Annotated in this window: 24 protein-coding genes; 21 read left to right on the forward strand and 3 right to left on the reverse strand. The window is 68.0% G+C overall.

All coding sequences use genetic code 11. From position 1 onward, the window contains the following. Window positions 1-40 precede the first annotated feature (40 nt). The 18 genes from rplE to rplQ all read left to right on the forward strand — a co-directional run bounded on the left by rplE (window position 41) and on the right by rplQ (window position 10,980). Window positions 41-571 (forward strand): 50S ribosomal protein L5, encoded by a 531-nt coding sequence (rplE, locus tag LXT21_RS14640; protein ID WP_174816817.1) that lies wholly within the window; start codon window positions 41-43, stop codon window positions 569-571. A gap of 27 nt (window positions 572-598) precedes the next feature. Next, entirely contained in the window at window positions 599-784 is a 186-nt protein-coding gene (locus tag LXT21_RS14645) for a type Z 30S ribosomal protein S14 (protein WP_015350175.1), read from the forward strand. A gap of 195 nt (window positions 785-979) precedes the next feature. Further along, complete coding sequence (gene rpsH / locus LXT21_RS14650) at window positions 980-1,384, forward strand: 30S ribosomal protein S8 (RefSeq protein ID WP_046714293.1); 405 nt, start codon at window positions 980-982, stop codon at window positions 1,382-1,384. Between the two features lie 64 nt (window positions 1,385-1,448). Beyond that, window positions 1,449-2,015, forward strand: coding sequence for a 50S ribosomal protein L6 (gene rplF, locus LXT21_RS14655; protein WP_254038752.1), 567 nt, complete (start codon window positions 1,449-1,451; stop codon window positions 2,013-2,015). A gap of 108 nt (window positions 2,016-2,123) precedes the next feature. Beyond that, window positions 2,124-2,480 carry a 50S ribosomal protein L18 gene (gene rplR, locus LXT21_RS14660; RefSeq protein ID WP_254038753.1) on the forward strand — a complete coding sequence of 119 codons (357 nt, stop codon included), beginning with the start codon at window positions 2,124-2,126 and terminating at the stop codon, window positions 2,478-2,480. Between the two features lie 19 nt (window positions 2,481-2,499). Next, window positions 2,500-3,021 carry a 30S ribosomal protein S5 gene (gene rpsE / locus LXT21_RS14665; protein ID WP_046714290.1) on the forward strand — a complete coding sequence of 174 codons (522 nt, stop codon included), beginning with the start codon at window positions 2,500-2,502 and terminating at the stop codon, window positions 3,019-3,021. Between the two features lie 2 nt (window positions 3,022-3,023). Then, window positions 3,024-3,284 (forward strand): 50S ribosomal protein L30, encoded by a 261-nt coding sequence (gene rpmD / locus LXT21_RS14670; RefSeq protein WP_254038754.1) that lies wholly within the window; start codon window positions 3,024-3,026, stop codon window positions 3,282-3,284. Window positions 3,285-3,304: 20 nt separating this feature from the next. Continuing rightward, window positions 3,305-3,832 (forward strand): 50S ribosomal protein L15, encoded by a 528-nt coding sequence (gene rplO, locus LXT21_RS14675; protein ID WP_254038755.1) that lies wholly within the window; start codon window positions 3,305-3,307, stop codon window positions 3,830-3,832. Between the two features lie 134 nt (window positions 3,833-3,966). Beyond that, window positions 3,967-5,313 (forward strand): preprotein translocase subunit SecY, encoded by a 1,347-nt coding sequence (gene secY / locus LXT21_RS14680; RefSeq protein WP_046718097.1) that lies wholly within the window; start codon window positions 3,967-3,969, stop codon window positions 5,311-5,313. A gap of 164 nt (window positions 5,314-5,477) precedes the next feature. Then, window positions 5,478-6,131 carry an adenylate kinase gene (locus tag LXT21_RS14685; protein ID WP_254038756.1) on the forward strand — a complete coding sequence of 218 codons (654 nt, stop codon included), beginning with the start codon at window positions 5,478-5,480 and terminating at the stop codon, window positions 6,129-6,131. A 97-nt stretch (window positions 6,132-6,228) separates the two neighbouring features. Beyond that, window positions 6,229-6,987: a type I methionyl aminopeptidase gene (gene map / locus LXT21_RS14690; protein WP_254038757.1), complete on the forward strand. Its 759-nt coding sequence runs from the start codon at window positions 6,229-6,231 to the stop codon at window positions 6,985-6,987. A gap of 150 nt (window positions 6,988-7,137) precedes the next feature. Further along, window positions 7,138-7,356: a translation initiation factor IF-1 gene (gene infA, locus LXT21_RS14695; protein WP_046714285.1), complete on the forward strand. Its 219-nt coding sequence runs from the start codon at window positions 7,138-7,140 to the stop codon at window positions 7,354-7,356. Between the two features lie 76 nt (window positions 7,357-7,432). Beyond that, window positions 7,433-7,552, forward strand: coding sequence for a 50S ribosomal protein L36 (gene rpmJ / locus LXT21_RS14700; protein ID WP_074951669.1), 120 nt, complete (start codon window positions 7,433-7,435; stop codon window positions 7,550-7,552). A 51-nt stretch (window positions 7,553-7,603) separates the two neighbouring features. After that, window positions 7,604-7,987, forward strand: coding sequence for a 30S ribosomal protein S13 (gene rpsM, locus LXT21_RS14705; protein WP_141644008.1), 384 nt, complete (start codon window positions 7,604-7,606; stop codon window positions 7,985-7,987). Between the two features lie 59 nt (window positions 7,988-8,046). Then, window positions 8,047-8,487, forward strand: a complete 441-nt coding sequence (rpsK, locus tag LXT21_RS14710; protein ID WP_046714283.1) for a 30S ribosomal protein S11 — start codon at window positions 8,047-8,049, stop codon at window positions 8,485-8,487. Window positions 8,488-8,559: 72 nt separating this feature from the next. Beyond that, window positions 8,560-9,186, forward strand: coding sequence for a 30S ribosomal protein S4 (gene rpsD, locus LXT21_RS14715; protein ID WP_254038758.1), 627 nt, complete (start codon window positions 8,560-8,562; stop codon window positions 9,184-9,186). 160 nt (window positions 9,187-9,346) lie between these two features. After that, a complete protein-coding gene (locus tag LXT21_RS14720; protein WP_254038759.1) occupies window positions 9,347-10,369 on the forward strand; it encodes a DNA-directed RNA polymerase subunit alpha in 1,023 nt (340 codons plus the stop codon). A 191-nt stretch (window positions 10,370-10,560) separates the two neighbouring features. Further along, a complete protein-coding gene (rplQ, locus tag LXT21_RS14725) occupies window positions 10,561-10,980 on the forward strand; it encodes a 50S ribosomal protein L17 (RefSeq protein ID WP_254038760.1) in 420 nt (139 codons plus the stop codon). A gap of 112 nt (window positions 10,981-11,092) precedes the next feature. Here rplQ and LXT21_RS14730 read toward each other — a convergent pair whose 3' ends face one another. The 3 genes from LXT21_RS14730 to LXT21_RS14740 form a co-directional block, all read right to left on the reverse strand. Beyond that, complete coding sequence (locus tag LXT21_RS14730) at window positions 11,093-11,650, reverse strand: hypothetical protein (RefSeq protein ID WP_254038761.1); 558 nt, start codon at window positions 11,648-11,650, stop codon at window positions 11,093-11,095. Window positions 11,651-11,789: 139 nt separating this feature from the next. Next, on the reverse strand, window positions 11,790-13,172 hold the full coding sequence (locus LXT21_RS14735; protein WP_254039111.1) for a tetratricopeptide repeat protein: 1,383 nt from the start codon (window positions 13,170-13,172) through the stop codon (window positions 11,790-11,792). A gap of 16 nt (window positions 13,173-13,188) precedes the next feature. Continuing rightward, window positions 13,189-13,977 carry a lysophospholipid acyltransferase family protein gene (locus LXT21_RS14740; RefSeq protein ID WP_254038762.1) on the reverse strand — a complete coding sequence of 263 codons (789 nt, stop codon included), beginning with the start codon at window positions 13,975-13,977 and terminating at the stop codon, window positions 13,189-13,191. A gap of 237 nt (window positions 13,978-14,214) precedes the next feature. On the opposite strand from LXT21_RS14740, the gene LXT21_RS14745 reads away from it, so the two are divergent. Genes LXT21_RS14745 through LXT21_RS14755 form a run of 3 tightly spaced genes read left to right on the forward strand, consistent with a single transcriptional unit; the run spans window position 14,215 to window position 17,771 of the window. Beyond that, a complete protein-coding gene (locus LXT21_RS14745) occupies window positions 14,215-14,829 on the forward strand; it encodes a deoxynucleoside kinase (RefSeq protein ID WP_254038763.1) in 615 nt (204 codons plus the stop codon). After that, entirely contained in the window at window positions 14,829-16,001 is a 1,173-nt protein-coding gene (locus LXT21_RS14750; protein WP_254038764.1) for a DUF2314 domain-containing protein, read from the forward strand. The genes LXT21_RS14745 and LXT21_RS14750 overlap by 1 nt, the downstream gene beginning before the upstream one ends. Before the next feature lie 54 nt (window positions 16,002-16,055). Continuing rightward, window positions 16,056-17,771 (forward strand): FHA domain-containing protein, encoded by a 1,716-nt coding sequence (locus LXT21_RS14755; protein WP_267145409.1) that lies wholly within the window; start codon window positions 16,056-16,058, stop codon window positions 17,769-17,771. Window positions 17,772-18,073 lie beyond the last annotated feature (302 nt).

Here is an 18,073-nt window from a genome sequence, read left to right on the forward strand (position 1 = left end):
GGCGAACATCGAGGAAGGCCTCGAGAGCAAGCCGGCCCGCATGAAGGAGCGCTTCCGCAAGGAAGGGGTGCCCGCCCTGATGAAGGAGCTGGGCCTCAAGAACCCGATGGAGGTTCCGCGTCTCCAGAAGATCGTCGTCAACATGGGTCTGGGCGAGGCGCTCGCCAACAACAAGATCCTGGAGTCCGCGGTGGACCAGCTCGCGGCGATCACGGGCCAGAAGCCCATCGTGACGCGCGCCCGCAAGAGCATCGCGAACTTCAAGCTGCGCCAGGGCCAGGCCATCGGTGCCGCCGTCACCCTGCGTGGCGCCCGCATGTACGAGTTCATGGACCGCCTCATCACCGTGGCGCTGCCTCGCGTGCGTGACTTCAAGGGCGTGTCCCCGAAGGCTTTCGACGGGAAGGGCAACTACACGCTCGGCGTCCGCGAGCAGATCATCTTCCCCGAAATCAACTACGACCAGATCGAGAAGGTGAAGGGGCTCAACATCAGCTTCGTCACCACTGCCCGGAACGACGAGCAGGGGCTGGCGCTGATGCGTCACTTCGGCATGCCCTTCCGCCAGTAAGCCCTCGAGCCAAGGACCTCAAAGACAATGGCCAAGCTCTCCAAGATTGCCCAGGCGAAGCGCAAGCCGAAGTTCGCCGTGCGCCAGTACAACCGCTGCCCGCTCTGCGGCCGCCCGCGCGCGTTCCTGCGCAAGTTCAAGATGTGCCGCATCTGCCTGCGCAACCGTGCGCTGCGCGGTGAGATCACCGGCGTGACCAAGTCGTCCTGGTGAGCCGGTAGAGCAGGGTGCCAAGGGAGCCTGGAAGGGCTCGTTGGCACCCTGGACGCGCTTCGTGAGGAGCGTGTCCGCAAGCAGTTTCAACCCAAGCAGTTGCGCTCGGCGCGAACCCCCGGGATGGGCCCGGCAGGCGCGACGAACGCGAACACGAAGCGCCCGGACAGGGTGCTCGTTTGGAAAAGGTAGCCCATGCCGGTCAATGATCCTGTTGGCGACATGCTGACCCGCCTGCGCAATGCGTCGCGCGCGCGTCACGACAAGGTCGTCATTCCCCACTCGAAGCTCAAGCTCGAGGTCATCAAGGTCCTCAAGGACGAGGGCTACATCGGGGAGTTCGTCGTCCACACCCAGGACGGCTCGCCCCAGAGCGAGATCACCGTTCAGCTCAAGTACGGGCCGGACCGCGCTCCCGCCATCACCGGCATCCGCCGCGTGTCCAAGCCGGGTCTGCGCCGCTACGTCGGCGTGAACGACATCCCGCAGGTGTTGGGAGGCATGGGTATCTCCATCCTCTCCACGTCGCGCGGCATCCTGGTGGACTCCGAGGCCCGCAAGCAGAAGGCGGGCGGCGAGCTGCTCTGCACCGTCTACTAGCCAGCGGCCTGGTGGCCGCGCCTCGCGAGAGTGCGCGCCCCGGGCATACAGGACCGAGGCAACCATGAGTCGGATTGGAAAACTGGCGATCAAGCTCGGCGACAAGACGAAGGCCGTCGTCGCCGGCCAGCAGGTGAATTTCGAGGGCCCCAAGGGCAAGCTGTCCGTGAAGCTGCCCGGCAAGGTCAAGGTGGAGATCAAGGACGGCCAGGTCAGCGTGCTGCGCGCGGATGACTCGCGCGAGGCGCGCAGCCTGCACGGCCTGACGCGCACCATCCTCGCGAACGCCGCGAAGGGCGTGTCCACGGGCTTCGAGAAGAAGCTGGACATCCGCGGCGTCGGTTTCCGCGCCGAGGTGAAGGGCAAGGCCATCCACTTCGCGCTGGGCTACTCCCACCCCGTCGTCTACGAGCTCCCCGAGGGCGTGACGGCGGAAGTGGACAAGACGGCCCGCACCGAGGACAGCCTCCCCACCGTGGGGCTGACGCTGCGTTCGGCGGACAAGGAAGTGCTCGGCGCGACGGCGGTGAACATCCGCTCGCTGCGCCCGCCCGAGCCGTACAAGGGCAAGGGCATCAAGTACTCCGAGGAGCGCATCCGCCGTAAGGAGGGCAAGACCGGAACGACGTAATCGTTCCGTCTGTCCTGAGTGTTCCCAATCCCGCCGGACCCTTGGGGTCTGGCGGCATCATCCGGCGGCGGAAGACCGCATCGCCGCCGGAAGGACAAGGAAGCAGCCATGCCGACGAAGATCGACTCCCGTATCAAGAGGAAGAACCGCATCCGCAAGAAGCTCTCGGGTACCACCGAGCGGCCGCGGCTTACCGTCTACAAGAGCCTCAAGCACATCTACGCGCAGGTGGTGGACGACACCACGGGCAAGACCCTCGCGTACGCCTCGTCGCTGTCCAAGGAGCTGAAGGGCCAGGACGAAGGCGACAAGAAGGCGGACGCGAAGCGGGTGGGTGCCCTCATCGCGCAGCGGTGCAAGGCTGCCAACGTCGAGGCGGTGGTGTTCGACCGCAACGGCTTCCCTTATCACGGGCGTATCGCCGCCGTGGCTGACGCCGCGCGCGAGGCCGGGCTGAAGTTCTAGCTTTCGAAAGGATTTCCAAGTGGCAACTCCGATCAATCCGAACGATCTGGACCTCACCGACCGCGTGGTGAACATCAACCGCGTCGCCAAGGTGGTGAAGGGTGGCCGGCGGTTCTCGTTCGCCGCCCTCGTGGTGGTGGGTGATGGCGCCGGGCACGTGGGCGTCGGCCTGGGCAAGGCCAACGAGGTCCCCGAGGCCATCCGCAAGGGTGGCGAGAACGCGAAGAAGAACCTGTTCCGCGTTCCGCTGATGGGTCACACGATTCCGCACGAGGTGCTCGGGCACTTCGGCGCCGGCTGGGTGCTGCTGAAGCCGGCCAGCGAAGGTACGGGCGTCATCGCGGGTGGCGCGGTGCGCGCGGTGCTGGAGGCGGCGGGCATCCGCAACATCCTGACGAAGAGCCAGGGTTCGCGGAATCCGCACAACGTGCTGAAGGCCACGGTCGCGGGCCTGAAGCTGCTGCGCAGCGCGGCGCAGGTGTCGCGCCTCCGTGGCAAGGACGTCGAGTCGGCGAAGCTCGCCGGGGAACAGAGGGGCTAGTCATGGCGCTCAAGGTGAAGCTGACGAAGAGCTACGCGGGCGCTTCCGAGGACATGCTGGCCACCATCCGTGGCCTGGGTCTGAAGAAGTTCGGTGATGAGCGCCTGCTGAAGGACACGCCCGCCATCCGCGGGATGGTGTTCAAGGTGAAGCACCTGGTCTCCTCGGAGACGGTGTCCGCCGAGGCGCCGGCGCCCAAGCGCCGCAAGCCGCGCAAGATCGCCCTGCGGGACCGCGCGCGCGCTTACCAGGCCAAGGCCTGAGCACGAGAGGACCTAAGACAATGAGCACTCTGCACGGTTTGAAGCGCCCCTCGCGCTCGTGGCACCGCAAGAAGCGCGTGGGCCGCGGTCAGGGTTCCGGCCTGGGCAAGACGGCCGGTCGCGGTGGTAAGGGCCAGAAGGCCCGCACCGGTAACATGCGGTTCGAAGGCTTCGAGGGTGGCCAGAGCCCCCTGCAGCGCCGCCTGCCGAAGTTCGGCTTCAACTCCCCCAATCGCACGGTGTACGCGGTGGTGAACCTGTCGGATGTGGACACCCACTTCGACGCGGGCGCCACGGTGGATGAGGCCTCGCTGAAGAAGGTGGGCCTGGTGAAGGGCCGCTACGACGGCGTGAAGCTGCTGGGTCGGGGCGCGCTGACGAAGAAGGTCACCATCCGGGTGCACAAGGCCTCCGAGACCGCCAAGTCGGCGGTGGAGAAGGCTGGTGGCGCGGTGGACGTCCTTCCGCTGATGGCCCACAAGCCCGAGGCGGCCGCCAAGGCCCACGCTGGCAAGGGCGTCAAGGCCCCTCGGCAGCCGAAGGCCTGAGCATGTCCGACGCGCATCACTTGTCGGTGGTGCGCGTCATTTCGCTTGTGTAGGCTTCTGCGCCCCTTTCCCATCCGTGGAACAGGGGCGTTTTGTCGTCCTGGCAGAACCCTCACGAAGAGGATGGCTACCCCGTGGCTCTCAATGCCTTCGCCAACGTCTTCCGCATCGCGGAGCTGCGCAGCCGGCTCGCGTACACGCTAGCCCTGCTGGCCGTCTACCGCATCGGCATCTTCATCAACACACCCGGCGTGGACCGGGCCGCGATGAACGCCTTCATGGACGCCCAGAAGCAATCGGGCGGGCTGGTCTCGCTGTTCAACCTCTTCTCCGGCGGCGCGCTGGAGCAGATGTCCATCTTCGGATTGGGCATCATGCCCTACGTCAGCGCCTCCATCATCATGCAGCTCCTGGCGGTGGTCATCCCCAGCCTCGAGCGCCTGCAGAAGGAGGGGGCGGCGGGCCGGCAGAAGATCAACCAGTACACGCGCTACGGCACCATCGTCCTCTCCGTCATCCAGGGCATCGGTATCTCCCGCTGGCTGGCGTCCTTGGGGCGCTCGGACGCGGGGCAGAGCGGCTTCAACCAGGTGGTCGTGCCGGACGACAGCGTCTGGTTCACCTTCATGACGGTGGTCAGCCTGACGGCGGGCACGGCCTTCATCATGTGGCTGGGTGAGCGCATCACCGAGCGCGGCATCGGCAACGGCATCTCGCTCATCATCTTCGCGGGCATCGTGGCGGGTGTGCTCCCCGGCGCCAGCACGCTGCTGGACCTGACGCGGCAGGAGGTCATCGCGGTGGCCGAGGTCCTGGCGCTGCTGGTGTTCATGCTCCTCATCATCGCGGTGGTGGTCTACGTGGAGCGCGGCATGCGCCGCATCCCCATCCAGTACGCCAAGCGCATGGCGGGACGGCGGATGTTCGCGGGCCAGGCCACGTACTTCCCGATGAAGGTCAACACGGCCGGCGTCATCCCGCCCATCTTCGCGGGCGCGGTGCTGTCGTTTCCCGCGACGCTGGGCACGTGGTTCCCGTTCCTCCAGGATGTGCAGCGCGCCATCGAAGGCAACCTGTGGATCTACAACGGGCTCTTCGTGCTGATGGTCATCTTCTTCGCCTACTTCTACACGGCGTTGACCTTCCGTCCGGATGACGTGGCGGACAACATCAAGAAGCAGGGCGGCTACATCCCGGGCATCCGCCCGGGCCGGCAGACGGCGGAGTTCATCGAGCGGGTGCTGAACCGGCTCACGTTCGGCGGCGCCATCTACCTGGCGGTCATCTGCGTGATTCCGTCGGTCATCAGCGGTCTGCTCAACGTGCGCTTCACGTTCGGCGGCACGGCGCTGCTGATCGTCGTGGGCGTGGCCCTGGACACGGTGCAGCAGATCGAGGGTCACCTCATCAGCCGCAACTACGAGGGCTTCGCGGGTCCGCGCGGTCCCCGCATCCGCGGCCGGGTGCGCGTGGCGGCCTGAGTCACGGCGACAACGTCACGGGCGCCTCTCCTCGTCGTGGGGAGGGGCGCCTCGTCGTTCCGGGGCGCAGTCATTTTCGAGGTATTCGGTGGTGCACATGGGGGGCGCGTGAAAGTTTCGTGGCCGACGACTTCCGTGCCTTCCTTGGGAGCTGAGAGGAGCACATGAACCTGATCCTGTTGGGACCGCCGAACGCGGGGAAGGGTACGCAGGCGAAGAAGCTCTTCGCCGACTTCCACATCCCGCAGATCTCCACCGGTGACATCCTCCGCAAGGCTGTGGCGGAGGGGACGGAGCTGGGGAAGGTCGCGGGGCCGCTGATGGCGGCGGGCCAGTACGTGCCGGACGAGGTCGTGATTGGAATCGTCGAGGAGCGCCTGAAGGAGGCGGATGTCGCTCAGGGCTTTGTCCTGGACGGCTTCCCTCGCACGCCAGGCCAGGCGGACGCGCTAGACAGGATGCTGGAGCGGCTGGGCAGGAAGCTCGACGCGGTGGTCTCGCTCGAGGTTCCGCACGAGACGCTGGTGAAGCGCGGCTCGGGCCGGCGCGTGTGTCCGAAGGACGGCAGCGTCTACCACGTGGAGACGAGCCCCTCGAAGCGCACGGGCTTCTGCGACAAGTGCGGCGAGGGCCTGGTGCAGCGGCCGGACGATATGCCGGAGGTCATCGAGAAGCGCCTGCAGAAGTACGACGCGGAGACGCGTCCCCTGAAGGCCTTCTACGAGAAGAAGGGCGTGCTCAAGAGCGTGGACGGCGTGGGCTCCCCGGAGGGCATCTACGAGGAGATCAAGGCCGCCGCGGGTCGGAACAAGGCTTGAGGGCCGGACGGGCTGGCGAGCGGAGCTCGAGGGCTTGCGGTGCCTCGAGTCGCTGGCCACCCGTGTCCCGTGCAGGTGAGGACGGCGCGGGAATCCGATGAGCCAGGTGGAGATCAAATCCCGGGAGGAGATCGCGCTCATGCGCGAGGCCGGCCGCATCGTGGCCGACATCCTGGACGCGCTCGAGCAGGCCGTGGCGCCGGGCATCACCACCTGGGAGCTGGATGCGCTCGCGGAGAAGATGACCGCGGAGCGGGGCGCCAGGCCAGCCTTCAAGGGCTACCTCGGCTTCCCGTGTGTGCTCTGCGCCTCCATCAATGACGAGGTGGTACACGGCATCCCCAGCCGGAAGCGGAAGCTGGTCGAAGGCGACCTGATGAAGCTCGACTTCGGGGTGTCGTACCGAGGGTGGTTCGGGGACTCGGCGCGGACGGTGCCGGTGGGGAAGGTGACCGCGCAGGCGCAGTCTCTGGTGGACACCACCCGGGAATCGCTCCAGAAGGCCATCCAGGCGATGAAGCCGGGTAACAGGCTGGGGGACATCGGCCATGCGGTCCAGCGGCACGTGGAGGGGCGGGGGTTCTCCGTGGTCCGGGATTTCACGGGGCATGGGATCGGCCGCAAGCTCCACGAGCACCCACACGTGCCCAATTACGGGCAGGCGGGGGCGGGGATGAAGCTGCGGGCGGGCATGGTGCTCGCGGTGGAGCCGATGGTGAACGAGGGGACCTCGGACATCGAGATCCTGGACGACGACTGGACGGCGGTGACGGCGGACCGGAAGTTGTCCGCCCATTTCGAGCACACCATCCTCATCACGGATGGGGGGCCCGAGGTGCTCACCCGAGGGCGGTGATGCGGCCGGGACTGCGGGTGAAATAGGTCCTTGTTACGGTGGGTTGGTAGGAATCCGAGTTTTGCTGCGCGGGACGCTTGCCACTTGCGGACCAAAGTGCTACTTCGCCGCGCTTCCAAGAGGTTCGTGGTCCGGGAAGAGGTTTGACGCTTGCCGAAGGATGATTCCATCGAAGTCGAGGGGACGGTGATGGAGCCCCTCCCCAACGCGATGTTCCGTGTGGAGCTGGACAACGGCCACAGGGTGCTCGCGCACATCTCGGGCAAGATGAGGATGCACTTCATCCGAATCCTTCCCGGTGACAAGGTGAAGGTCGAGCTGTCTCCGTACGACCTGACGCGTGGACGGATCACGTACCGGGCGAAGTAACGAAAAGGGCGGCCCGCCGAGGTAAAGGTGGGTGGCCCGCTGGCTTTTCTCTGTTCGAAGGAAGGAAGTTCGCTCCATGAAGGTTCGGGCGTCCGTCAAGAAGATCTGCGACAAGTGCAAGGTTGTCCGCCGCAAGGGTATCGTGCGCGTGATTTGCGCCTCCAACCCCCGGCACAAGCAGCGCCAGGGCCGATAGCCGCAAGGCTGTTGGCTTCAGACCAACTCCACTCCAGAAGGAAGACCGAAGATGGCTCGTATCGCCGGCATCGACCTGCCGCCCAACAAGCGCGCCGTGATCTCGCTCCAGTACATCTACGGGATCGGCAACAAGTCCGCGCAAGACATCATCGAGGCGGCGGGCATCGACCCCACCACCCGGACCAAGGACCTCACCGAGGACCAGGCTCGAAAGATCCGCGAGATCATCGAGGCCAGCTACAAGGTCGAGGGTGATCTCCGGCGTGAAGTGACGATGAACATCAAGCGCCTGATGGACCTGGGCTGCTACCGTGGCCTGCGTCACCGCAAGGGTCTGCCCGTCCGCGGCCAGCGCACCCACACCAACGCGCGCACCCGCAAGGGTCCGAAGCGTGGCATCGTCCGGGCGAAGCCGGCGGCTCCGGCTCGGTAAACCGCAGCGCCGGCCCATGAGGCGCCGGCGTCGATCACCTTTCAGGAGCAGCAATTCACATGGCTGACGAGACCAATACTTCGGCTGCGGCGCCTACGGGTGCCGAGGGCGAGGCCCCTGCCGCGAAGAAGACCAAGCGCAAGGGCAAGAAGAGCATCCTCAACGGCGTGGTCCACATCCAGTCCACGTTCAACAACACCATCATCACGATCACGGACGTGTCCGGGAACGTGATCTCCTGGTCCTCGGCCGGGGCGCGTGGCTTCAAGGGAAGCCGCAAGTCCACCCCGTTCGCCGCCCAGGTGGCCGCTGGCGACGCCGCCGCGAAGGCGATGGAGCACGGTCTGAAGAACGTGTCCGTGTTCGTGAAGGGCCCGGGCGCGGGTCGTGAGTCGGCGCTGCGCGCGCTGGCCGCCGCTGGCCTGAAGATCAACCTCATCCGCGACGTGACGCCCATCCCGCACAACGGGTGCCGTCAGCCCAAGCGTCGTCGCGTCTAAACCCTTCGTCCGGGTCGCCCCGCGTGCTCGCGCGCGCCGGGGCGGCTCCAGATCATCTCCAAGGACAAGACCATGGCCCGTTATACCGCGAGCGCTTGCCGTATCTGCCGGCGCGAAAACCTCAAGATGTACCTGAAGGGCGACCGCTGCTACACGGACAAGTGTGCCATCGAGCGCCGCCCGTATCCCCCCGGCCAGCACGGCCAGGGCCGCGTGAAGTTCTCTGGTTACGGCGTGCAGCTGCGCGAGAAGCAGAAGGTCAAGCGCATGTACGGCCTGCTGGAGAACCAGTTCCGCGGCTACTACCACCGCGCGTCCGCCGCCAAGGGCAAGACGGGTGAGAACCTCCTGCAGCAGCTGGAGCTCCGCCTGGACAACGTGGTGTTCCGCATGGGCTTCGCGGACACGCGCAACGAGGCGCGCCAGCTGGTGCGTCACGGTCACTTCCAGGTGAACGGCCGCAAGGTCAACATCCCCTCGTTCTCCATCAAGCCGGGCACGGCCGTCGAGGTGGTGGAGAAGAGCCGCAAGGTGCTCCGCATCTCGGAGGCGCTGGAGACGGTCGACCGTCGTGGCGTTCCGCAGTGGATCGACCTGGACAAGAAGTCGTTCAAGGGCACGGTTCGCACGGTCCCCAACCGCGAGGACCTGACCATGCCCATCCAGGAGCAGCTCATCGTCGAGCTGTACTCGAAGTAATCCTCCACGCCAGGTGCAGTCTGGCACCTGGAAGTGGAACCCAGCGCCCTGGCCGACGAGGCCGGGGCGTCGTGCTTTATCGCAGTCCCCTACGTGGCCATCCTCCCGCCGTGCTGGTGGGTAAGTCGGTGGTGGCGCACGTCTCGAGGAGTCGTACACCATGGCTGATACGTTCGTTGCGAAGAACTGGCGTGACCTCATCAAGCCGCGCCGGATGGAAGTGGACCAGGACAGCCTGACGCCCACCTACGGCAAGTTCGTCGCGGAGCCGCTCGAGCGCGGTTTCGGCACGACGCTGGGCAACTCGCTGCGCCGGGTGCTCCTGTCGTCGCTGCAGGGCGCGGCGATCACCTCCGTGAAGATCGAGGGTGTGGACCACGAGTTCACCACCATCGCCGAAGTGTCCGAGGACGTCACGGACGTTGTGCTGAACCTGAAGGAAGTCCTCCTTCGGATGCACACGAACGAGACGAAGACGCTGCGCATCGAGGCGGAGGGCCCCAAGGAGGTCAAGGCGGGTGACATCATCGCCGACGCCGACGTGGAGATCCTCAACCCCGGTCACCACATCTGCACCATCTCCGAGGGTGGCAAGCTCCGCATGGAGCTGACGTGCCGCCGCGGCCGTGGCTACGTGCCGGCCAACTCGAACAAGGTGGCGGGTGCGCCCATCGGCACCATCCCCATCGACTCGCTGTTCTCGCCCACGCGCAAGGTGAACTACCAGGTCACCAACGCCCGCGTCGGTCAGGTCACCGACTTCGACAAGCTGTCGCTCGAGGTCTGGACGGACGGCTCGGTGTCTCCGCAGGACGCGGTGGCGTACGCGGCGAAGATCATCAAGGAGCAGCTGACCGTGTTCGTGAACTTCGACGAGACCGAGGAGCCGGTCATCGCCGAGGCGCCGAAGGAAGAGGCGAAGCTCAACGAGAACCTGTTCCGCTCGGTGGATGAGCTGGAGCTGTCGGTGCGCTCCGCCAACTGCCTGCAGCAGGCGAACATCAAGACCATCGGCGACCTGGTGCAGCGCACCGAGGCCGAGATGCTCAAGACGAAGAACTTCGGCCGCAAGTCGCTCAAGGAGATCAAGGAGATCCTGGCGGAGATGGGCCTGTCGCTCGGCATGAAGCTGGAGAACTGGCCGCCGAAGCAGGCGCCGGCTCCCGCGGCTCCCAAGGCGTAAGTCTTTCGCGGTATGTGGTACTTTCCCCGCGCGCCCGCGACATGGCGGTAGGCGGCGCGCGGAGGGAAGGAGCCCGGTGAAGTCCTCCGGGCTCGACGAGCAGTGGTGGACCCCGTGTCGGGTCCACCCTTCCCACCCGGTACCTGATACGGCCGGAGTGGCGGGCTCCCACGGGAGCCCGGAGCACGACGATGCGTCATAGGGTAGGACAGAGGAAGCTGCACCGCAGCACGAGCCACCGTCTCGCGATGCTGAACAACATGGTCACCTCGCTGCTCGAGCACCAGGCCATCCGCACCACGCTGCCCAAGGCCAAGGAGGCCCGGAAGCTGGCGGAGCGCATCATCACGCTGGGTAAGCGTGGTGGGCTCTCCAACGTGCGCCTGGCGGCCCGGACCGTGAAGGACCGTGACGTGCTGAAGAAGGTCTTCAGCGAGTACAAGGATCGCTACGCCAAGCGTCCCGGCGGCTACACCCGCATCATTCGTCTCGGCTTCCGCCGGGGTGACGCTGCGGAGATGGCCCTGCTGGAGCTGGTGGACCGGCCCGAGAAGAAGGCCGCTCCCGCCGCCGAGGCTCCTGCGTCCACCGAGGAAACCAAGGCCGAGTAACGGCTTGCCAACCGCGCCCCTTCGCGAGGAGGGGCCGGAGGCTACGCGAGGGCGCTCTTCCCGCTGGGGAGGGCGCCCTTCGCTATTGCGGAGCCCCTGGGGGACCGTGGGGCTACTTCTTGGGGCCCAGCAGGCGCTTCCACTCGTTGCGCAGGTCCTCGGTGAGGTTCGCGCTGTCGTCGTGGCTGCGCATCTCCAGCGTCTCGAAGCGCAGGTCCGCGGGGGCCGCGCCGCTGGTGCCCATGAGCTGCTTGGGCGTGATCGTCATGAACTCCCCCGCGCCCACGGACGCCACCGCCGCGCGGTACTGGCCGTTGACGATGAGGGTGACGTCCTTCCACGCCTCCTTGCTCTCGTTCCAGATGGTGATGGAGGGCCGGTCCAGCTTGTCGCTGAGCACCAGGCGCGCGTCCATGTCACCCGTCTGCATGGAGCTGCCAGGGCAGGCGATGGCGAAGCTGGCCGCCGTCATCACCAGCCACCCGGCGACGATGGAGGCCTTGTACTTGAAGAACCGGTCGCGCTGACTGAAGTCGGCCGCGAACTCCTTGAGGACGGAGAGCGCGTTGAGGGCCTGGTTGGAGGCCTCGCCCGCGAGCCGCTTGCCCAGCGGCCCATCCTGCTTCGACTTCTCCAGCGGCGCGGTGCGCGCGGCGGACATCACACGCATGCCCGGGCTCGTCGGCGTGCGCGGCATGCCCGGATTCGTCGGAGTGCGCGGCTGAGTGCCCGTGGGGGCTGCCGTGCTCGGAGACTTGCGACCTTCGCTCATCGGAGCTCGAAGTGTAGAGGGCCGGGCCCGTTGGTGGCTACTGGCCCTTGAGGCTTTGCAACGCGCGCGATGCCATCGCGTTCTCCGGCTGCGCTTCCAGCACCTTGGAGAGCCAACGCTCGGCCTCCGCGGCCGCTGCCTTGCGCGCCTGCGGGCGCGTGGACTTCAGCGTCTGCTCGGTGAAGAGCAGCCCCAAGCGCAGCGTGAACTCGACGTTCTCCGGGTCCTTTTCGACCACGTACCGCAGCTCGCGCTCGGCGGCGGGGTAGTCCGCCTCGAGCTGGTACACGAGGGCGAGCTTGCCTCGCGCGGGGAGGGAGTCGGGCGTGAGGGACACCGCGACGGTGAACGCCTCGCGCGCGGCGGGCAAATCCCGCCGCTCCAGGTGCAGATCGCCCAGGCGGAACCACGCCGCGTCCAGGAGGGGGTGCAGCGCGACGGCCCTCTCGAAGGAGCCGCGCGCCGCGTCGGGGCGCTGGCGGGCCGCGTAGAGCTCGCCCAGGTACAGGTGGTTCTTCCCGTCACGCGGAGCGCGCTCGATGGCCTGCTTGAACTCGTCCACCGCGCGGCCCGCGTCGTCCAGGCGCTGATAGGCCAGGCCCAGCAGCGAGTGGAGCACGGCCAGGTCCGGGTAGTCGTGCAGCACCTCCTCGAAGGCGAGGATGGCGTGCTGCGGGGCATCCAAGTCGTTCAGGTAGCGAAGGCCCTCCTCGAGTTTGGCCTCGGCCGCCTTGGGGGTGCCTCCGAAGGGGTCGCTGATCTGCTCCATCAGCGCGCGCGCCGTCGCGACGTCCGCGGCCGAGGGGCGGCCTCGCACCACGACGCCCAGCGCCTCCACCGCGCCTGGGGAGTCCCCGGTGCGGTGCAGCGCCTTGGCCAGGGGCAGCCGCCACGCGGTGCGCTCGGGCGCGAGCAGGGCGGCGCGGCGCAGCGGCTCCACGGCGGCGGGGTACTGCTCGGACTCGAGCCGGGCGACGCCCAGCCGGTAGTGGTACTCAGCCGTGTCCGGGGCGAGGGTGATGGCGCGCTCGAAGGCGGCCACGGCCGGGGCGCCGGCGTCCCTGGCGCGGGAGAACAGGGCGAGCCCCAGCATGTACTGGTCCACGGCGCGCTCACCCTTGGCGATGCGCCCCTGCAGCTCTTGAATCCACGCGTCCGCGCGGCCCGCCTTCACGTGGGCCTCCGTCAACGTGCGCGCGACGTCCACGTCCTCGGGGGACCGGGCATGCAGGTCCGCCAGAATCCCGAGGGCCTTCTGGGGCTGGTTCTCCTCCAGGTAGGCCCGCGCGCGCGAGCGCTCGTCGGTGGGCACCGCGGCGCCCGTCTTCGTGGTGGAGGTGTGGCCGCAGCCAGCGGCGAGGAGTCCCAGACCCAGCACGGCGGCGCGAGCCCAGGGGCGGAAGCGGAAGGCGGGAGTCATCGTCACGGAGCGAATCTCAGGAGGTAGGGGTGGCGTGGGCGGAGCCGACGCCCTCGTGGCCGGCGGAGGCGATGGCGTCCTCGTGGTCGCCGCCCTTGCCGCCCATCTCGAGGTTGTCCGCGATGATGGCCTCGCGCACGGCCCGGGCGAGACCCTCGCGGTCATTCTCCGCGAAGACGGTGGTGTCGATGGGCTTGCCCACCCTCACGCGGATGACGCCGGGGGTGATGTTCCAGCTGTCCTTGGGCATGAGGTTTCCGGAGCCCTCGATGGTGACCGGGCAGATGGGGACGCGCGCCTTGAGCGCGAGCGCGAAGGGGCCCTTCTTGAAGGGCAGCACGCGGCCGTCCGAGGAGCGGGTGCCCTCCGGGTAGAGGAAGATGCTGGTGCCGCCGCGAATCTTGGCCGCCGCCGCCGCCAGCGAGCTGATGGCCTTGGCGCGGTTGGTGCGGTTGATGAAGACGTGGCCTCCCAGCGCCAGGTACCAGCCGATGAGCGGCACCCACTTGAGCTGGTCCTTGGCCACGAAGCGGAAGGGCACCGGCACCGCCATGAAGTGGGCCGGGATGTCGATGGTGGACTGGTGGTTGCCCACGTAGATGGTGGGGCGCTTGGGGTCCACGTGCTCCTGACCGGAGACCTCCAGCTTCGCGCCACCGGCCCACAGGAGCACCGGGGACCACAGCTCGCGGACCACCCACAGCGCGCTCGAGGAGCGCAGCGTGACGAGCATCGCGACGAGGGTCAGGGGAAAGCAGACGAGCGTCCAGACTCCAGCGGTCAACATGCAGAAAAGCTTGCGCATCCCTCGGCCCCCTCCTCGGGGCCGGCTCGACGCCCAGGCAAAGGCCTGGACCCGAGGGCAGTCCCGCCGCGAGATGTCCTGTCCCGAACGTCCAGACGGGCGGCCGCACCCTGGGTGGTGGCGGCTCCCGAGACGTGGCGGGACGGTGAGGGCGGGGGCATGCACTTCTTCTACCACGAGCCTTCCGTACCTTGTTGCTGGTGTGCTCCGCTCGCCGGGGTTACAAGCAGGGGTGGCTTGGCCAGGAAAAAGTTCATCGCCATCGCGGGCAACATCGGCGCCGGGAAGACGGAGCTCACGTCCTTCTTGTGCCGGAAGTACGGGCTGACACCGTCCTTCGAGCCCAATGACCAGAACCCCTATCTCGCGGACTTCTACAAGGACATGAAGACGTGGGCGTTCCGCTCACAGCTCTTCTTCCTCACGCACAAGTTCCGCCTCCACCGGGAGTTGGAGCGCACGACCGGTACCGTGTTGCAGGACCGCACCCTCTACGAGGACGCGGAGATCTTCGCGAAGAACCTCCACCGCCAGCGGCTCATCGACAAGCGGGACTGGAAGACGTACTGCGAGCTGTACGAGACCCTCTCCGAGTCGCTGCGGCCTCCCGACTTGATGATCTACCTGCGCTGCCCGGTCCCCACGCTCAAAGCGCGCATCCGCCTGCGCGGCAGGTCCATGGAGAAGGACATCCCCACCCGCTACCTCCAGCGCCTCAATGCCCTGTATGAGGAATGGTTCGGTGCCTACCGGTTGTCTCCAGTGCTGGTGCTGGCCACCGACAAGCTCGACTACCTGACCAATCTGGTGGACCGCGTGGACCTCTTTCAGCAAATCGAGAAGCACCTGTGATGGAGGTCTACCTCCTGGCGACCGAGCAGGAAGGGCCCGTGCCGTTGGATGCCCTGCGGGCCTCGTTCGCGACGGATGAGGTGGAGTTCACCCCGGACGAGGATGCCCAGGGGTTCGTGCTCCGGGCGGACAGCTCGGAGGTGCGGGTGCGGCTGACGGTGGGCCCCGAGGGCCTGCCGAAGTTCAACAAGGCCGCTTACAGCGGCAGTCCGGAGGCCTTCGCGCGGTTGGGCAAGGCGCGCGCGTACTACCACCTGTCGCTGGAGCCGGGTGGGGCGCAGCCCACGTTGCCGGTGTTCGAGGCCCTGTGGGCGGTGCGCACGCTGTTGGAGCATGTGCCCGGCGTCCTGGTGGACCTGGCGGCCTACAAGCTCCACGAGCCCGAGGACGTGGTGGAGATCACCGAGCTGGACTTCGACATCCGGGACCACGTCCACCTGCACGCGGTGGAGGTGACGGAGGGCGACACCCCGCTGTGGGTGCACTCTCACGGGATGGAGAAGTTCGGCGCTCGCGATCTGGAGATCTTCCACCTGGCGGAGCAGGACCTGCTGCCGGCGGAGAGCTTCCTGCACGAGCTGTGTACGGACCTGGCCTTCGGGCAGGGGCCGGCGCTGCGCTCGCAGGTGGGGACCAGCGAGGGCCAGGCCTTCATGGTGGTGCCTTCCGAAGAGGCCCGGGCGAACCTGCTCGGCGTGCCGCTGGAGACCTTCGAGGGGCACGAGGGGCTGTTCCTCACGGTGGTGTCGCCCCTGGGGCGACACAACACGTCGCAGCTGCTCGCGCCCTACCGGGAGCGCTTCTCGCAGGAGCCCGAGGAGCAGACGGAGTCCATGCGCCGCGAGGCCCAGGCGCTGCTGCCCGCGTTCCTGGCGCGCTTCCAGCGCCGGGGGTTGATGGAGCCGCTCACCTTCCTCGTCCGGGCGCCGTTCGACACCCACCCGGATGGGAACAAGGTGGTGGAGAACCTGTGGCTGGAGCTGATGGCCCGGGATGACGGCAGCCTCGTGGGCAAGCTGGTGGATGGCGCGGTGCACACCACGGAGTGGCGCAAGGGCGCCCACGTGGAGGTCGAGGAGACCCAGGTCAACGCGCTGGCGCTCAGCCGCGAGGGCCGGGCCCTGGACGAGGCCGAGATTCGGGCCCTGCTCAACGCCGAACGGCCGATGTAGTGCGACGCGGCGCCGCTTGCCCGCGTCATCCAGGACGCTAGGCTCGCGCGCCGCATGCCCGCACTCCTGCTGCTCACCGGCCCGTCCGCGGGGCGCCATTACGAGGTGCTCTCGGACATGGCCATCGGCCGCAGCCCGTCCTGCGAAATCCCCCTGCGGGATGACCAGGTCTCGCGCAAGCATGCCCAGCTCACCGTGCAGGAGGGGCAGGTCCGGCTGACGGACCTGGACTCGCGCAACGGGACGCTCGTCAACGGCGCTCGCATCAGCGGACAGGTGGTGCTGCAGCCAGGGGACCGCGTCCGGGTGGGCTCGACGATGGCCGTGTTCGAGCCGGCCCCCGTGACGCTGGTGGAGGGTGGGCCGACGTCGCCGGGGCATGTGCCCATCGAGGAGGTGCTGCCTCACGTCGGCGCGGCGGCGGCGCTGTACTCCGCAGGCACCGCGCTCCTGGGGGCCACCAGCGAGGCCATGGTGCTGCGCAGGCTGGCGGACGAGACGGCGCGGGCGCTCAGCGCGGACCGGGCCGCGGCGCTCCTGGGCAGCAATACGGGGCTGCTCACCGCGGCGGTGTCGGGCGCGGACGCGGTGGCCGTGCCCCGCTCGCTCGCGCAAGTGGCGTTGGACCGCAAGGAGTTGGTGCAGGCGGAGACGGAGATGTGCGCGCCGCTGGTGGCCTCGGGCGGCAAGCCGTTCGGCGTGCTCTATGCGACGCGGGCGGACTCGTCGTTCACGGGGGGAGAGGGACAGCTCCTCGCCGCTCTGGGGCGGTTGGGGGGCGAGGCGTATACGGCGGTGCGCTCGCGGGTGGAGGCGGAGGCGCCGGTGCCCGTGCTGCTCGGGACGTCCAGGCCGCTGCGTGCGCTCGCGGATGCGGCGCGCCGGGCCGCCAACAGCGCCGCGCCAGTGGTGCTGCATGGCGAGCCGGGCACGGGCAAGACGCTGCTGGCTCGCGTCATCCATGCCCGCTCTCCGCGCGCGCTGGAGCCCCTGGTGACGGTGGACTGTCGGCTGCCACAGGATGCCGTGGAGGAGGCGCTCTTCGGTCGGGCCAGCGCGCCGGGGCAGCCTCCGGTGGCGTCCGCGCTGCTGCGCGCGGACCGGGGCTCGCTGCTGCTCCAGCATGTCGAGGCGCTGCCGCGTGCCACGGCGGAGCGACTGGTGCGGTTGCTGGCCCGGAGGACGGCTCCCGCACGGCAGGGTGGTGAGGAGCCCGTGGACGTGCGGCTGCTCGTCACGTCGTTGGCTCCGGTGGCGGTGCTGGGCTCCAAGGGCGAGGTGGACGCGGCCCTGGCCCGGACGCTGATGGGCTTCGAGCTGGAGGTGCCGGCGCTGCGGGAGCGACGGGCGGATGTGATGGCGCTGCTCGAGGGATTCCTGGCGCGCGCGTCGCGTCGGGTGCGCCGGGAGCCTCCGACGCTGGGACCCGATGCGCGGCGGCTGCTGACGGACTATCCATGGCCTCACAACGTTCGCGAGCTGGAGCTCGTGGGGGAGCGGCTGGGGTTGCTGTACGCGGGAGCTCGCGTGGGGGCGCTGCACCTGCCTCCCGAGGTGCAGCAGGGCGCGGCGGCGAGTGATGCGCAGACGCTCCAGGCGCGTGTCGGGAGGCTCGAGCGCGACGCCATCGCGGAGGCGCTCCGTGAGGCGGGCGGCAAGAAGGTGCGCGCCGCGGCGCTGCTGGGCATCAGCCGGCCCACGCTGGACAAGAAGATTGAAGAGTACGGCCTGGCGGTGGAGCGCGGGCGGCGAGGCGAGGACGGGCGCTGACGGCAGGCACCGCTTTCCGTCTCCGAGCTGTCACCCCTCGATGCCGAAGGGCCTCTTCGCGATGAGCGGGCAGCGAGGCGAGGACGGGCGCTGACAAACAGGCACCGCTTTCCGTCTCCGAGCTGTCACTCCTCGATGCCGAAGGGCCTCTTCGCGATGAGCGGGCAGCGAAGCGAGGACGGGCGCTGACGGCAGGCACCGCTTTCCGTCTCCGAGCTGTCACTCCTCGATGAGAAGGGTCTCTTCGCGAAGCTGGGCAGCGAGGCGAGGACGTAGCCCGTTTTTCCTCGATGCGGTGGCCC

Source organism: Myxococcus guangdongensis (assembly GCF_024198255.1).
In the GTDB taxonomy this organism is placed as follows: domain Bacteria; phylum Myxococcota; class Myxococcia; order Myxococcales; family Myxococcaceae; genus Myxococcus; species Myxococcus guangdongensis.